The following is a 14,924-nucleotide window of genomic DNA, read 5'->3' as shown; positions in this document are numbered from 1 at the left end:
ACCCCAGATCCGGCCTCTCACGTCTGGGAGACAAGGCCTAGCTCCGCAGATGCGCCAGCACCTCGTCCGCCACCGGATACGGCCGCTCGGGGGGCAGCAGCCGGGTCGCGTGGTCGAGTTCGCGGGCGCGGACGTGGGTGTGGATCCGGCGGGCCAGGGGGGTGACGTCCTCGATGGCCACGATCCACTCGTCGGCATAGCGGGCCGTCGCCTCGCCCGCCAGGCCGAGTTGGAGGGAGCGGTGGGGCAGGGGGTTGAGCTGGAGGTCGCGTTCCGGGTCCCACTGCACGCGTGCGGGGGAACTCCTCAACTGCCGCTTCCAGGAGGCCTGGTCGCCGTGGAGCGGCGGCACGTGGTGGGAGAGGCAGGCGTGGCGCAGCGCCCACTCGAAGCCCTCGCGGGTGATCTCGACGGCGAGGACGGTCTCCTGGCCCTCCTTGGTGGCCCAGCCGCAGCGGTACATCATCCACAGGAAGGACGGCTTGATCCAGGTCATGCGCTCCCGGCTCCACGCCGACGGGAACCGCCCGGTGCGGGCCGCCGCGAGGCCGATCTCGGGGCGGTAGGCCTGATAGACGGTGACCGTGGACTCCGTGTACAGGGCACGGATACGGAACCTGGGCTCCTGGTCGACGGCGAGCTGACCTTGTCGTTCGACGGACTGATCGTTCACGGCGTTCAGCCTCGCCGCCCGTCGCCCGGTCGGGCCACCGATTTTTCCCCGGTGGCCCGGCTCCACCCGCACGGCTCTTGGCTCGGCTGGCGTCATGCCCAACACTCGGGCCATGACGCAGCGTGCCGAGCTCGCCACTCTGATGGACCGACTGGCCGTCGACGGGCTGATCACCGACTACGCGGTGGCGGTCGACGACGGCGACTGGACGGCGTACCGGGAGTTGTTCACACCGGACGGGCGGGCGGACTACCGCTCGGCCGGCGGTATCGAGGGAGACGCCGGGAAGGTCGCCGCCTGGCTGGAGCGGAGCCTCGGGCTGTTCGAGATGCGCCAGCACCTCATCGTCAACCGCCGGCTGCGCTTCGAGGTCCTGGAGCGGGACACCGGCGACACCGCCCGGCTGCGGGCCGACTACGTCAACCCCATGCGGCTGGCCGACGGCGGCTCGGCCGGCGCGCCCGACTTCGTGTGCGGCGGCCGGTACTCCTTCGGACTGCTGCGCACCCCCGACGGCTGGCGGGTGCGCGAGGTGGTCGTGGAGGAGAAGTGGCGCCGTCTCGGCCGACCCGCCCAGGCCGGCTGACGCCCAGCCCCGCTCCCCCCACCCGGCGGCCCCCAGCCCCGCTGACCTGAATCCGACCAGCGGAAACGAGCCCATCTGGTCGGAGATCGTTCACGACGCGCACACTGGAGGCACCAGCGGGTAGGGAGGTGCCGTATGAAGACGTTCGCTCCCTGGCTCACCTCCCCGTGGCGGCGTTCGGCCGTCGGGTCGCTGGCGGGCGCGCTGCCCGTGCCGGCGTTCCCCGCGCCGGCCCTGTGGTGGTGGGCGTTCGTCGCGCTGGTCCCGTGGCTCCTGCTCGTCCGCTCGGCGCCGACGGGCAGGCGGGCGATGTACGACGGCTGGAGCGGCGGGTTCGGGTTCATGCTGGCCATGCATCTGTGGCTGCTGCCGAACCTGCATGTGTTCACCCTGGTGATCGCCGCGCTGCTGGGCGCGCTGTGGGCGCCGTGGGGCCTGCTGGTGCGCCGCTTCCTCGCCGGGGTGCCCTCCCGGGGCCGGGCCACGGCCGCGCTGGTGGTGCTGCCCTCGGGCTGGCTCGTCGTGGAACTGGTCCGGTCCTGGCAGGGGCTGGGCGGGCCGTGGGGCATGCTCGGGTCCAGCCAGTGGCAGGTGGAGCCGGCGCTGCGGCTGGCGTCCGTCGGAGGGGTGTGGCTGCTCAGCTTCCTGGTGGTGGCGGTGAACGTGGCCATGGCCGTCCTCCTGGTGGTCCCGGCGCATCGGGTGCCCGCCGTCGCCGGGCTTCTCACGACCGCCGCAGCGGCCTCCGCCGCCTGGACGGGCGCGCCGCGGCCCGACACCGACGGGCGGGCGCGGATCGCGGTCGTGCAACCGGGTGTGGTTCCCGGCCCCGACCGCCGCTTCGCCCGCGAGGAGCAGCTGACCCGACAGCTCGCCGGACAGGACGTCGACCTGATCGTCTGGGGCGAGAGCAGCGTCGGCTACGACCTGGGCGACCGGCCCGACCTGGCGCGCCGCCTGGCGGCGTTGTCCCGTACGACCGGCGCCGACATCCTGGTCAACGTGGACGCCCGCCGCTCCGACCGGCCGGGCATCTACAAGAGCTCGATCCTGATCGGACCGGACGGCCCGACCGGCGACCGGTACGACAAGATGCGGCTGGTGCCCTTCGGCGAGTACGTCCCGGCCCGTTCGCTGCTCGGCTGGGCGACCTCGGTGGGCGAGGCGGCCGGCGAGGACCGTCGGCGCGGCAGCCGTCAGGTCGTGATGGAGGTCGGGCGGGGGCTGCGGATCGGCCCGATGGTGTGCTTCGAGACGGCGTTCCCCGACATGAGCCGCCACCTCACCGAGGACGGCACCGACGTGCTGGTCGCCCAGTCGTCGACGTCGACGTTCCAGGAGAGCTGGGCGCCCGAGCAGCACGCCTCCCTGGGCGCCCTGCGCGCCGCGGAGAGCGGCCGGCCGTTCGTGCACGCCACCCTCACGGGCACCTCCGCCGTGTACTACGCGAGCGGCCGGCCGATCGGGTCGTGGCTGGGCACGGACGCGAGCACGGCCGTCGTCTTCGACGTTCCCCTCACCAGCGGCACGACCCTCTACGTCCGCTTCGGCGACTGGCCCGTCAAGGCGGCGCTGCTCGTCCTGGTGGCCATGGGCCTGATCGAGGCGACGCGGGGGGTCAGGCTGCGGCGGAGCGCTCCTCCACCGCGCGTACCACCCGCTCACACAGTTCGTGAGTCGCCAGCGCGTCCCGGGCGCTGAGCACCTTGCCCGCGCGGACGGCGTCGAGGAAGGCGAGCACCGCCTGCTCGATGCCGCGCTGGCGGGCCACCGGCACCCAGTCGCCGCGCCGCCGCACGGTCGGCTGCCCCTTGTGGTCGATCACCTCCGCCAGGTTGACCACCTGACGCTTGGTGTCCTGCCCGGAGACCTCCAGGATCTCCTCGTTCGACCCGCTGAGCCGGTTCATCACGCCGAGCGCGGTGAAGCCGTCCCCGGCGAGCTGGAGGACGACATGGTGCAGCAGCCCGTCCTCGACGCGGGCCCGCACGGTCACGTCGTCCACCGGGCCGGGGGCCAGGAAGCGCAGGGTGTCGACGACGTGGATGAAGTCGTCGAGGATCATCGTGCGGGGCTTCTCGGGCAGCCCGACGCGGTTCTTCTGCATGAGGATCAGTTCCCGCGGGTGGTCGGCGCACTGCGCGTACCCGGGGGCGAAGCGCCGGTTGAAGCCGACGGCAAGACTGGTGGAGCGTTCCTCCGCGAGCCGCACGAGCCGCTCGGAGTCGGTGAGCCGGTACGCCAGCGGCTTGTCGACGTACGTCGGGACGCCGGCTTCCAGCAGCCGTGTGACGATCTCGGGGTGGGCGACGGTGGGCGCGTGCACGAACGCGGCGTCCAGGCCCCGGGCGAGGAGCGCGTCGAGGTCCCGGTGCCGCTGCCCGGCGGGCAGCCGCAGGGTGTCGGCGACCCGGTCGAGGGTGGCCGGGGTGCGGGTGTGCAGGTGGAGTTCGAGCCCCGGCAGCGCGCCGAGCACCGGGAGGTAGGCCTTCTGCGCGATGTCACCGAGTCCGATACAGCCGACCTTCACGACAACTCCCTCACTGCTCGCCCTGTTCGTCCGGCCCGCCGGCACCTGTCCGCATCGCAGCATACGGCTGCTGCGGCGGCCGCCACTCGGCGATCCCGTCGGCCTGGAGGAGGTACGCACGGGCCTGCGGGAACTGCTGGACGGCATGCCCGGCAGGTGACGGGACCGTTCTGTGCGCCAAGGGCCGGCGGATCACTCGTGCGGAGCATCCTGAGCCGCTTGGCCGTGCCCGGGCGGACCCGAACCAGCAGAGTGACGCGGGTGCTTCGAACGACGACTACCGCAACGCTCCTGCTGATCGTGGCCGTCACGGCCGTGGCCGGCTGCGTGACCCTCCAGCACCCGCCCGCACCCGCCCCACCCGTGGCGCCCTCCCGGCCGGTGCCGTCGCCGCCGGTGGAACAGAACGACACGAAGACCGTCCAGCCGCCGGCGCTCGAGGCGCTGCAGAGGATCGGAACGCGCGAGCCGGAGCCGCGGACGCCGCTGCCCCGGCAGCGGTCCGCCCCGGCGGCGGGACAGACCTGGCAGGCCGAACGGCCGCCGTCGTCCCGCGTCCCGCCCCGGACCCGGCCCCAGCCACAGCCGCGCCACCCCCGCCCCGACCGGCCGGACCGCACCAGTCCGGCGCAGCCCCGGGTGCCGGTCCCGGACGTGCCGGCCGAGGTGCCCCGCGGCACCGACGTGTGCGGCCTGGGCAGGAGGTACGGCGGCTGGCAGTCCGACAGCCCGGAGGCGGTGATCTGCGAGCAGGCCTACGGGCGGTGAGTCGTCACTCGCCACGCGGGCCGCCGATGCCGCCGCCCTCCCCCAGCCGTAGTTCCATCCGGCTGATCGCCGCCCGCATCCCGTCCCCGTACCGGTCGTCGCGCAGGGCCCGGGCCGCGCGCCGCGCCTTGCGGACATGGGTGCGGGCGGCCTCCGTACGGCCCAGCTTGAGGTAGTCCGCCGCCAGGTTCAGATGGAGTGAGGGGTAGAGCGCCCGCACCTCGGGCGACCCTTCGTGTTCCTCGGCGGCGGTCAGCGCCCGCAGGTCCCAGGCCAGCTCGTCGAAGGGGTCGTCCTGGGTGTCGGCCAGGTAGTGGGCCAGGGTGCAGCGGTGCAGCGGATCGCCGTCCTCGCCGATCTCCGTCCACAGGTCGAGCAGGCGGCGCCGGGCCTCCTCGCGGTCCCCGCCGTGGTGCAGCATCACGACCTGCCCGATCCGCGTCAGCAGGGCGTCCGGCGTCGCCTGCCCCTGTCGATGCTCCGCCACCGCACCCTCCGCACCTCGTCGGCGGTCCGGGGCCGCCCGGGTCGCCCCGGCCGGTACCGTCCCGTCCTCATCGTGTCCTCGGCCTCCGCCTCGGCATCGTCTTCGTCCTGGCGACGACGCTAACGGCAGACGGCGGCATTCCGGGTCAGGCGGGACCGGACCGGTCCGGCGAGGGACCGGCCCGGCGGCACCTTCAGGCCAGGTTGGGGATCGTCCAGTCGATGGGCTCGTGGCCCTGGCTCGCCACCGCCTCGTTGATCTGGGTGAACGGGCGGGAGCCGAAGAACTTCTTCGCCGACAGCGGGGAGGGGTGGGCGCCCTTGACCACCACGTGCCGGGTCTCGTCGATCAGCGGGAGCTTCTTCTGCGCGTAGTTGCCCCACAGGACGAAGACGGCCGGGTCGGGCCGGTCGGCCACGGCGCGGATCACCGCGTCGGTGAACTTCTCCCAGCCCTTGCCCTTGTGCGAGTTGGCCTCGCCGGAGCGGACCGTGAGCACCGCGTTGAGCAGCAGCACGCCCTGCTGGGCCCACGGCATGAGGTAGCCGTTGTCCGGAATCGGCGTGCCCAGTTCCTCGTGCATCTCCTTGTAGATGTTGCGCAGCGACGGCGGGATCCTCACCCCGGGGCGCACCGAGAAGCACAGGCCGTGGCCCTGGCCCTCGCCGTGGTAAGGGTCCTGGCCGAGGACGAGGACCTTCACCCGCTCGTACGGCGTCGCGTCGAGCGCGGCGAAGACCTCCTCGCGCGGAGGGTAGACGGGACCCTTCGCTCGCTCCTCCTCGACGAACTCCGTCAGCTCCTTGAAGTAGGGCTGCTGCAGCTCGTCGCCCAGGACCCCGCGCCAGGACTCGGGCAGCATGGCGGTGTCGGTCACGTCAACGTCCTTCGTTGTGCGGTCACTTCCAGGCCACAGAACCTACAGGTGACCACTGACAGCGGGGCGCCCGCAGTGCCTACCAGCTGGTCTTGCGGGACAGCTGCCACATCATCATGATCGTCGACGGGTCGAGCGCCCGCTCGCCGCCGGAGAGGTCCTCGTTCATGGCGAGGAACTGCTTGCCCTGCCACAGCGGCAGCAGCCGGGCGTCGTCGACGAGGATCTGCTGGGCCTCCTGGAGCTCCTTCACCACGTTGGCACGGTCGCTCTCCTGCCGGGAGCGGGGCAGCAGGTCGTCGGTGATCTCCTTCGCCGGGTAGGGCGTGCCGAGGGCGTTCTGATCGCCGACGAACGGCGCGATGAAGTTGTCGGCGTCCGGGAAGTCCGGCATCCAGCCACGGCCGAACACCGGGTACTCGCCCTTCTGGTAGCCGACCACGTACGTCTTCCACGGGCGGCTCTTGAGGGTGACCGTGAACAGACCCGACGCCTCCAGCTGCGCCTTGAGCTCCTTGAACTCCAGAGCGGTGTCGGAGCCGTAGCGGTCGGTGGTGTACCAGAGGGTCAGCGGGACGGGCGTTTCGATGTCGGCGTCGGCGAGGATCTTGCGGGCCTTGTCCGCGTCCGGCTCGCCGAAGTCGTCGAAGTAGGCGGTGGTGTGGCCGGTCAGCCCCTTGGGGACCATCGAGTACAGCGGGTCGACCGTGTCCTTGTAGACCTTGTGGGCGATCGCGGGCCGGTCGACGATCTGGGCGACCGCCCGGCGGACGGGCAGCTTCTCGGCCACCGGGTCCTTGGGGTTGAAGACCAGGTAGTTGATGGCGGTGCTGCTGCCCTCGACGAGTCGCAGACCCTCGTTGTCGGCGCCGCCCTGGCCGAGCTCTACGACGTCGTCGGCGGCGAGACCCTGGTACGTGATGTCGATCTGCCGGCTCCGCAGGGCCTTGACCATCTCGGCGGAGTCCTGGAAGTAGCGGATGGTCACCGCGTCGTTCTGGTGGTCGGCGTAGCCCTTGTACCCGCCGTAGCGGACCAGCTCGGCGCTGTCGCCCTCCTGGTAGGAGTCCAGCTGGTAGGGCCCGGAACCGACAATGCCGTCGGCCTCCCGCAGGGAGTTCGCGGGGTAGTCGTCGGGGTCCACGATCGACATGGCCGGGGTGGCGAGCACGAACGGGAAGGTCGCGTCGGGCTTGTTGAGCTTGAAGACGATCTCGTGGTCACCGGGCACCTCGATCTCCTCGAGGCTGCCGAGCAGGGCGGCCGGGCCGGTGGGCGCGTTGATGGCGCGGATCCGGTCGATGGAGTGCTTCACGGCCTTGGCGTCGATCTTGTCCCCGTTGGAGAACTTCAGGTCGTCGCGCAGCTCGCAGCGGAAGGTGCGGCTGGAGCTGTCGGTGAACGAGCAGCTCTTGGCGGCGTCCGGCTGCGGTGTGGTCGCGCCGTTGGGGTAGGCGAGCAGCGTCTGGTACACGTTGCGGAACAGCTCCCAGGAGCCGTCCCAGGAGGCGGCGGGATCCAGCGTGCTGGGAGCGCTCGTGGTGCCCACGACGATCGGCCCGGCCTTGTCGGAGCCTTCCTCCCCCAGCAGCCCGCATCCGGCCACCAGGGATATGGACACGATCGCCGCCACCTGCTGCATGGATCGGTTCCGGTTGAACACGCGCACGCTCCTCGAGCTGCCATACCAAGGGTCGGCAGACCATACCGCAGCGACACGCCGGGTGGCTCCGCCACGGGGGAGCGTTATTGATCACTCCGGTTGTGACGACGTTGTCATGACGTCGTGGACCCGTTGTACGGAACCGGGCGTCCCTCGCGCAAGGGACGCCCGGTTCGTATACGCGGGGGGCGCGTCAGGCGACGCCGGCGTTGAGGAAGATGCCGCCGTCGACGACGAGCGTCTGGCCGGTGACCCAGTCCGACTGCTCCGAGGTCAGGAACGCGGCGGCGCCGCCGATGTCGGAGGGCACGCCGAGCCGGCCCAGCGGGTAGGCCGACGCGGCCTCGGCCTCCCGGCCCTCGTACAGGGCCTGCGCGAACTTGGTCTTCACCACCGCCGGGGCGATGGCGTTGACCCGCACCTTGGGCGCGAACTCGTGCGCCAGCTGCTGGGTCAGGTTGATCATCGCGGCCTTGCTGACGCCGTACGCGCCGATGAACGGCGAGGCCGACAGGCCGGCGACGGAGGCGATGTTGACGATCGCGCCGCCGTGGTCCTTCTGCCAGGCGTGCCAGGTGCGCTGGGCGAAGCCGAGCGCCGAGATGACGTTGGTCTCGAAGACCTTGCGCGCCACGTTCAGGTCGAGGTCGGCGATCGGTCCGAACACGGGGTTGGTCCCGGCGTTGTTGACCAGGTAGTCGACCCGGCCGAAGGCCTCCATGGCGCGCTCGACGGCGGCGGCCTGGTGCTCGGCGTCGTGCGCCTTGCCGGCGACGCCGATGACCCGGTCGGCGCCGAGCTTCTCCACGGCCTCCTTCAGGGCCTCCTCGTTGCGGCCGGTGATGCAGACCCGGTCGCCGCGGGCGACGAGCGCCTCGGCGACGCCGTAGCCGATGCCGCGGCTGGCACCCGTGACGAGGGCGGCCTTGCCGGAGAGTGCGGGCAGTTCAGTCATGTTCCGTGACCCCTGTGGCTAGTCGAGCGGTCCGCCGGCGACGTACAGCACCTGGCCGGAGACGAAGCCGGCGGCCTCGCCCGTGAAGAAGGCGATCGCGTTGGCGATGTCGTCGGGCTCGCCGACGCGCGCCACCGGGATCTGGGTGGCGGCGGCGGCCTTGAACTCCTCGAAGCCCATGCCGACGCGGGCGGCGGTCGCCGCGGTCATGTCGGTGGCGATGAAGCCGGGGGCGACGGCGTTGGCGGTGATGCCGAACTTGCCCAGCTCGATGGCGAGGGTCTTGGTGAAGCCCTGCAGACCGGCCTTGGCGGCGGAGTAGTTGGCCTGGCCGCGGTTGCCGAGCGCGGAGGACGAGGAGAGGTTGACGATCCGGCCGAAGCCGGCGTCGACCATGTGCTTCTGGACGGCCTTGGTGACCAGGAAAGAGCCGCGCAGGTGCACGTTGAGGACCGTGTCCCAGTCCGCGGCGCTCATCTTGAACAGCAGGTTGTCGCGGAGCACGCCCGCGTTGTTGACCAGGATCGTCGGGGCGCCGAGTTCCTCGACGACGCGTGCGATCGCCGCCTCGACCTGGGCCTCGTCGGAGACGTCGGCGCCGATCGCGACGGCCTTGCCGCCGGCCGCGGTGATCTTCTCGACCGTGTCCTTGCAGGCGGCCTCGTCGAGGTCGATCACCGCGACCGCGCGGCCCTCGGCGGCCAGCCGTACGGCGGTGGCGGCGCCGATGCCCCGCGCGGCGCCCGTGACGACGGCGACCCGCTGCTCAGTGGTGGACATTGCTGCTTCTCCTCGGGTGAGCGACCGCTTAGTACCTTCAGTACGACGTGACGCTAGAAGCACTGGCACGCGGTGTCAACGGCATCCGCGCGCGTGTGATCCATTACCTGACGAGCAGGTTCAGCAATCGTTCGGTCTCGGCCACCGGGTCGGCGGTCAGGCCGGTGTGCACCGGCCCCGGCTGGACGACCGTCGAGCGCGGGGCGATCAGCCAGCGGAAGCGCCGGCCCGGGTCGTCCGCCGCCGCCTGCCCGGCCCCCTCACCACCGCCGCACACTCCCTCGACGGCCCGCAGGGCCGCCCGGACACCGGCCACGTCCGCCTCGGGGTCGAGAGCCAGCAGCCGGGCCTCGTCGAGGTGGGTGCGGGCGCCGACGTAGCCCTGGGCACGGCAGTAGACGAGCACGCCGGCGTTCATGCACTCGCCGCGCTCGACACGGGGGACGACACGCAGCAGCGCGTACTCGAAGACGTCCCGGTCGCCGCCCTGGCCCGGTCTGATGAAGTGGCGGTCGTCGCTCACTCGGTCCCCTTGATGCGGTCGTGGATGACGGTGGCGCGCTCGAGGAGGGGTGCCGCGTAGGCACGCCGGAGCGCGTCCGGGGTGTCGAATCCGGGCTCGTCGGCCAGCCAGACGTCCGGGATCTCGGCGGTGACCTCGGCGAGGAGGTCGGCGGTGACGAGCGGGGCCAGCCCTGCCGCCGCGGCGGCGACGTCCGGACGGAACCGGGCCAGGGCATGGTCCGAGGCGTCGTAGGGGCGGGCCGCCGAGGCCTTGGCGGAGGGCCAGTTGTGGTGCCAGATCATGGTGGCGCCGTGGTCGATGAGCCACAGCTCGCCGCGGCGCACGAGCAGGTTGGGGTTGCGCCAGGACCGGTCGACGTTGTTCACCAGCGCGTCGAACCAGACGATCCGGCCGGCCTCCTCGGGATCGACCGGGAAGGCGAGCGGGTCGAAGCCGAGGGCTCCGGAGAGGAAGTCCATACCGAGGTTGGTGCCGCCGCTGGACCTCAGCAACTCCTGCACCTGCTGGTCGGGTTCACCGAGGCCCAGCACCGGGTCGAGTGCGACGGCGACCAGACGCGGGACCCGCAGGCCCAGCCGGCGGGCGAGCTCGCCGCAGACGACCTCCGCGACAAGCGTCTTGCGGCCCTGTCCGGCGCCGGTGAACTTCAGGACGTAGGTCCCGAGGTCGTCGGCCTCGATCAGCCCCGGCAGCGAGCCGCCCTCACGCAACGGCGTGATGTAGCGGGTCGCGGCGACCTCTTTCAACATTTCCCCAGGCCACCCATCTGTTCAGCCTTGCGATCCACGGCCAACTTCGGAGGGGTGCAGAAGCTTCCGGCCTCCGGCATGAAGTGAGCATAGTAACCGAGGGTGATCGCGGGCGGTCGCGGTGATGCCCCGGTCGGGCGGTGACCCGCTCCCATCCAGCCTTGCGAGCGCTGCCCGGGCTGGACCTGGCCGACGCCTGCTCGATCCGGCGGGACGACAACGCCCGGCGCCTGGCCGACGGCGCGTCCATGGTCGGCCACGAGGTCGGGCTGGCCTTCGCCACCAGGCAGCGGCTCCTCGGCGTCGGCGCCTCGGCCGGCGGGCGCGAGGTGCCGGGCCATCGGGCGGCCGCGGTCGCCGGGCTCGCCGACACCCTGGCCGCGTTCGGCACCGCCCTGCCCCCTGAGGACAGCCGTGTGACGACTCAGTCGGCGGTGGCCTCGGCGGTGATCGTGGCCGCGACGTCCTCGACCACGGCCCGCGCCTGCTTCTCGGACACGCCGGCCGCGATGAGCATGGCCACGGCACTCCGTGTGCCGTCGTCCTCCAGTGCCCCGGTGTTGACCTGTTCCAGCAGGGCGACCGTCATCGCCTCCACCCCCGCGCTGAGCACCGCGGGGGGCAGGTGGGCGTGGAAGACGCCGTCCCGCTGTCCGCGCTCCAGGATGGCCGTGACCTCGTCACGCGCGGGCTCGAGAAGCCCGGCGACGCGTTCCGCGCCCAGATCCCTCTGGGCCAGCGCCAGGAGCATCCGGTAACGGTCGCCCACGGGCCACATCGACAACGCGAAGTACGCGAGCGCCCGCTCGGCCGGCTCCTCCGGCTTCACCCCGGCCGCCGCCGCGTCCCGGATGGCCTCGGAGGCCTCCTCGGCCAGCGCCTCCAGCAGCGCGGCCCGGCCGGGAAAGTGACCGAAGAGGGTGCGCCGTACGACACCGGCGAGCCGTGCCAGCTCCTCCAGGGTGATGTCCGGGTTCCGGCCGAGCTCCCGGCGCGCCGTCTCCAGAATGCGTGCCCGGTTGGAACGCGCGTTGCGTCGCTGCGGCACGCGGCCGACGGGCTTGGGCACGGTCACGGACAACCTCGACGGGGCGGTACGGGAGGGACAGCAACGGCACGTCCATTCTGGCATGCGGAATTTCGTCTTGGTCCGAGGTCGCGACCCGGCACCACTGCGGCCGAGGCCCCGTCGCGGACGACGGCCATCTTCCGCCGCCTCCGCGGCGACGGGGCGCTCACCTGCACGGAGCCCTCGCCGTACGGGGCCACATGGCTCTCTCCAGGGGTGTGGTCCGCGACCGTCAGGCACCCCGGCGCCGGGGCCGGCGCAGCCGACGGACGCGAGCGGCGGCGAGGTCGCCGTCGACCCCGGCCGCGATCAGGACGGCGGCAGCCGTACGTGTGCCGTCGTCGGTCCAGATGCCGGCGTTGACGCAGTCGAGGAGCGCCAGGATGTGCGCCTCGATCGCGCGGCCGAGCACGTGCGGGGGAAGGCCGGTGCGGAAGACGCCCTGCCGCCGGCCCGCGGTGATGATCGCCGTGGCCATGTCGCGGGCGGGGGCGAGGACGTCGTCCGCGCGTTTCGTGCCCAGGTCCTGGGGTGCGAGCCGGAGCAGCATGCGGTAGCGGTCGCCGACGGGCCACAGGGTGAGGACGAAGCGCGCCAGGGCGTCGATGGCGTCGGAGGACGGCAGCGCGACCTCGGCCAGCGCCTCCCGCAGGGCCTCCCGCGCGTCGTCGACGAGGCCCTCGACCAGCGCTGACCGTCCGGCGAAGTGGCCGTACACGGTACGGCGCGACACACCGGCGACCTCGGCGATGGCACCCAGGCTGCTGTCCGGGTCGCGGCCCAGTTCCCGGCGGGCCGCTTCGAGGATGCGGGTCCGCGTCGGGCGCGTCCGGTCGCGCCGGGGGCCGGGCAGGACGCGTGGGTCGGTCACGGCGATACCTCCGGTCGACGCGGGAAGCCTCATCTACTTGCCCAGAAGCGGGCAAGTAATACTTGCACACAGGCGGGCAATAAACTAGCCTGCACACCGGTGGGCAAATAAATGTCCGCGGTGCCGGCCGCAGCCCGCGCCGTTCCCGCCGGTCCCGAAGCCACCGCTTCGTCCCCTAGGAGCTTTTTCGATGCCGCTCTTCGCGAACACACCGGTCGAGAAGATGACCGGGCCGTACACACGGCGCTGGTGGGCGCTGATCGTGCTGTGCCTGAGCCTGCTGATCGTGGTCATGGCCAACACGTCCCTGATCGTCGCCGCCCCCGACATGACCACGGACCTGCGGCTCAGCAGCAGTGATCTGCAGTGGGTCATCGACGGCTACACGGTCCCCTACGCCGCGCTGATGCTGGTGCTGGGCTCGATCGGCGACAAGTACAGCCGCCGCGGCGCCCTGATCACGGGCCTGCTGATCTTCGCGGGCGGTTCGGTGATGGGCAGCCTGGTCGACGAGACGACCCTGGTCATCGTCGCCCGCGCGATCATGGGGGTCGGCGCGGCCGTGGTCATGCCGGCCACGCTGTCGCTGCTGGTGGCGATGTTCCCGAAGCGGGAGCGGACGCGGGCCATCACGGCGTGGACCGCGACCTCCGGCCTCGCCATCGCCGTCGGCCCCCTCGTCGCCGGCTGGCTGCTGGAAAGCCGCGCCTGGGGTTCGACCTTCCTGATCAACGTGCCCATCGCGGTCGTCGCCGTCGTCGGCGCGTTCGTCCTGGTGCCGCCGTCGAAGGCGGAGGGCATGGGCCGGATCGACTACGTCGGCGGGCTGCTGTCGATCGTCTCCGTCGGCTCCCTCGTCTACGCCATCATCGAGGGCCCGCACTTCGGCTGGGGCGTCGGCCCGGTCACCGCGGCCGTGGTCGCCGGCGTGGGCTTCGTCGCCTTCACGCTGTGGGAGCTGAAGCACCCGCACCCGATGCTGGACGTCCGCAAGTTCGCCGAGCGCCCCTTCAGCGGCTCGATGCTCGCGGTGCTGTTCTTCTTCTTCGGCACCTTCGGATCGATCTACTACTCGACGCAGTTCCTGCAGTTCGTCCTCGGCTACGACGCCCTGGAGACCGGCATTCGTCTGCTGCCGCTGGCCGGTGCCGTGTTCGCCGGCGCTGCGGTCACCGGGAAGCTGACGCCGAAGCTCGGCGTGAAGGCCATGGTCGTGCCCGGCATGGCCCTGGGCACCGTGGGTGTGTTCCTGCTCGCCCAGATCGACAAGAGCTCGACGTACACCGACTTCCTGCCGTCGCTGCTGCTGCTCGGCTTCGCGATCGGTCTGAGCGTCTCCCCGGCCACCGACACGATCATGGACTCCTTCCCCGAGTCCGAGCTGGGCGTCGGCGGCGGCGCCAACGACACCTCGCTGGAACTGGGCGGCTCCCTGGGCATCGCGGTCCTGGGCTCGCTGCTCGGCACCGCTTACCAGGACAAGCTGGCCGACCTGGTCGGCAACCGGCTCCCGCACGACGCCCTCGACACCGCGAAGGAGTCGGTGGGCGCGGGCCTCGCGGTCGCCGAGCAGGTCGCCAAGACCCCCGGCGCCACGCCCCAGCAGGCCCAGGCGCTGGTGGACGCGGTGCACGAGTCCTTCGCCCACGGCGTCGCGCACACCAGCATCATCGGCGGCGTCATCATGGCCGTCGGCGCCCTGATCGTCCTGGCTGTCCTGCCCGGCCGCAAGGCCACCGCCGGCCACCGCCAGGAGCGGACCGAAGAGACCCGGAAGGAGCCCGCGGAGGTCGGCTGACCATGAGACCCGCGCGGGGGCCGGCCAAGGAGCCCGCGGAGGGCGGCCGACCCCATCGGCGGCGGTCCCTCCCTCCCCGCCGGAAGGGCCGCCCGCCGGCACCGCCGAACCGCTCACCCGCCTGCCGGAGCCCGAGGACGCCGCCATGGCCTCCCCGGGCTCCGGCAGGCCCTCCCTGAACGGGCCGTGCCTGAGCGGCGCACGGCCCCGGACGGTGCCGGGAGGGGACACCCGGCACCGTCCCTTCCCACGCCGGGGCCGAGCCGCACCGGGCGCGACGCGCAGGGCGGAGGCCATGGAACGGGGCGCGCACGGCGTCGGCCTCGGCGAGCCACGGCAGCGAGCCGCCCTCACGCAATGGCCTGATCGAGCGGGTCGCTCACTTCCTTGACCATCGCCCCAGGCCCCCGGGGTGCGCGCGGCCTTCGGCGCCCGGCCGACAGCTCCGCGACAGCTGTGGCTTACGCCCGTCTCATCTCGAGCGGGTCAGTATCTCGACACTGTCCGGGCCGAGCGGGCCGCCGATGAACGAGCGGCGAGCGCGGCCCGTAACTCTGTGCAGATCCACCGCACCCCCCGAAGGGAACCTCAG

Annotated in this window: 15 protein-coding genes; 4 read left to right on the top strand and 11 right to left on the bottom strand. The window is 72.1% G+C overall.

What is annotated here, in order from left to right:
- Positions 1-37: 37 nt before the first annotated feature.
- Positions 38-673 carry a DUF4291 domain-containing protein gene (locus ALMP_RS42150; RefSeq protein WP_264937330.1) on the bottom strand — a complete coding sequence of 212 codons (636 nt, stop codon included), beginning with the start codon at positions 671-673 and terminating at the stop codon, positions 38-40.
- 112 nt (positions 674-785) lie between these two features.
- Here ALMP_RS42150 and ALMP_RS42145 point away from each other — a divergent pair, with 112 nt between their 5' ends.
- Both ALMP_RS42145 and lnt read left to right on the top strand, forming a co-directional pair.
- A complete protein-coding gene (locus ALMP_RS42145; RefSeq protein WP_264937329.1) occupies positions 786-1,259 on the top strand; it encodes a nuclear transport factor 2 family protein in 474 nt (157 codons plus the stop codon).
- A 135-nt stretch (positions 1,260-1,394) separates the two neighbouring features.
- The gene (gene lnt / locus ALMP_RS42140; protein WP_264937328.1) at positions 1,395-2,960 is read left to right on the top strand and encodes an apolipoprotein N-acyltransferase; all 1,566 of its coding nucleotides are present in this window, start codon (positions 1,395-1,397) and stop codon (positions 2,958-2,960) included.
- Here lnt and ALMP_RS42135 read toward each other — a convergent pair.
- Positions 2,878-3,789, bottom strand: coding sequence for a Gfo/Idh/MocA family protein (locus tag ALMP_RS42135; protein WP_264937327.1), 912 nt, complete (start codon positions 3,787-3,789; stop codon positions 2,878-2,880). The two genes, lnt and ALMP_RS42135, sit on opposite strands and share 83 nt — an antisense overlap.
- A gap of 261 nt (positions 3,790-4,050) precedes the next feature.
- On the opposite strand from ALMP_RS42135, the gene ALMP_RS42130 reads away from it, so the two are divergent.
- Positions 4,051-4,557 (top strand): hypothetical protein, encoded by a 507-nt coding sequence (locus ALMP_RS42130; protein ID WP_264937326.1) that lies wholly within the window; start codon positions 4,051-4,053, stop codon positions 4,555-4,557.
- A gap of 4 nt (positions 4,558-4,561) precedes the next feature.
- Here the strand turns inward: ALMP_RS42130 and ALMP_RS42125 are convergent, their stop codons facing one another.
- The 9 genes from ALMP_RS42125 to ALMP_RS42085 all read right to left on the bottom strand — a co-directional run bounded on the left by ALMP_RS42125 (position 4,562) and on the right by ALMP_RS42085 (position 12,534).
- Complete coding sequence (locus tag ALMP_RS42125; protein WP_264937325.1) at positions 4,562-5,044, bottom strand: hypothetical protein; 483 nt, start codon at positions 5,042-5,044, stop codon at positions 4,562-4,564.
- Between the two features lie 193 nt (positions 5,045-5,237).
- A complete protein-coding gene (gene ung / locus ALMP_RS42120; RefSeq protein WP_264937324.1) occupies positions 5,238-5,921 on the bottom strand; it encodes a uracil-DNA glycosylase in 684 nt (227 codons plus the stop codon).
- A 79-nt stretch (positions 5,922-6,000) separates the two neighbouring features.
- On the bottom strand, positions 6,001-7,584 hold the full coding sequence (locus tag ALMP_RS42115; protein WP_264937323.1) for an ABC transporter substrate-binding protein: 1,584 nt from the start codon (positions 7,582-7,584) through the stop codon (positions 6,001-6,003).
- A 193-nt stretch (positions 7,585-7,777) separates the two neighbouring features.
- Positions 7,778-8,539 carry an SDR family oxidoreductase gene (locus tag ALMP_RS42110; RefSeq protein ID WP_264937322.1) on the bottom strand — a complete coding sequence of 254 codons (762 nt, stop codon included), beginning with the start codon at positions 8,537-8,539 and terminating at the stop codon, positions 7,778-7,780.
- A gap of 18 nt (positions 8,540-8,557) precedes the next feature.
- Positions 8,558-9,319 carry a 3-oxoacyl-ACP reductase FabG gene (gene fabG, locus ALMP_RS42105; protein ID WP_264937321.1) on the bottom strand — a complete coding sequence of 254 codons (762 nt, stop codon included), beginning with the start codon at positions 9,317-9,319 and terminating at the stop codon, positions 8,558-8,560.
- Positions 9,320-9,422: 103 nt separating this feature from the next.
- Entirely contained in the window at positions 9,423-9,842 is a 420-nt protein-coding gene (locus ALMP_RS42100) for a DUF3037 domain-containing protein (protein ID WP_264937320.1), read from the bottom strand.
- Positions 9,839-10,594, bottom strand: coding sequence for a HipA family kinase (locus tag ALMP_RS42095; protein ID WP_264937319.1), 756 nt, complete (start codon positions 10,592-10,594; stop codon positions 9,839-9,841). Before ALMP_RS42095 ends, ALMP_RS42100 begins: the two co-directional genes overlap by 4 nt.
- A gap of 424 nt (positions 10,595-11,018) precedes the next feature.
- Entirely contained in the window at positions 11,019-11,663 is a 645-nt protein-coding gene (locus ALMP_RS42090) for a TetR/AcrR family transcriptional regulator (RefSeq protein WP_264937402.1), read from the bottom strand.
- Between the two features lie 232 nt (positions 11,664-11,895).
- Positions 11,896-12,534: a TetR/AcrR family transcriptional regulator gene (locus ALMP_RS42085; protein ID WP_264937318.1), complete on the bottom strand. Its 639-nt coding sequence runs from the start codon at positions 12,532-12,534 to the stop codon at positions 11,896-11,898.
- A gap of 190 nt (positions 12,535-12,724) precedes the next feature.
- On the opposite strand from ALMP_RS42085, the gene ALMP_RS42080 reads away from it, so the two are divergent.
- On the top strand, positions 12,725-14,332 hold the full coding sequence (locus ALMP_RS42080; RefSeq protein ID WP_264937317.1) for an MFS transporter: 1,608 nt from the start codon (positions 12,725-12,727) through the stop codon (positions 14,330-14,332).
- The last annotated feature ends 592 nt before the right edge of the window (positions 14,333-14,924 follow it).

This window comes from Streptomyces sp. A012304 (assembly GCF_026008495.1).
Taxonomy (GTDB): Bacteria; Actinomycetota; Actinomycetes; order Streptomycetales; family Streptomycetaceae; genus Streptomyces.
This window is presented reverse-complemented; position numbering and strand designations above follow the sequence as displayed.

Bases quoted from the DNA above. Each gene is read 5' to 3' on its own strand.
- ALMP_RS42145 (WP_264937329.1), top strand. From the start codon at position 786: ATGACGCAGCGTGCCGAGCTCGCCACTCTGATGGACCGACTGGCCGTC.
- lnt (WP_264937328.1), top strand. From the start codon at position 1,395: ATGAAGACGTTCGCTCCCTGGCTCACCTCCCCGTGGCGGCGTTCGGCC.
- ALMP_RS42110 (WP_264937322.1), bottom strand. From the start codon at position 8,539: ATGACTGAACTGCCCGCACTCTCCGGCAAGGCCGCCCTCGTCACGGGT.
- fabG (WP_264937321.1), bottom strand. From the start codon at position 9,319: ATGTCCACCACTGAGCAGCGGGTCGCCGTCGTCACGGGCGCCGCGCGG.
- ALMP_RS42095 (WP_264937319.1), bottom strand. From the start codon at position 10,594: ATGTTGAAAGAGGTCGCCGCGACCCGCTACATCACGCCGTTGCGTGAG.
- ALMP_RS42080 (WP_264937317.1), top strand. From the start codon at position 12,725: ATGCCGCTCTTCGCGAACACACCGGTCGAGAAGATGACCGGGCCGTAC.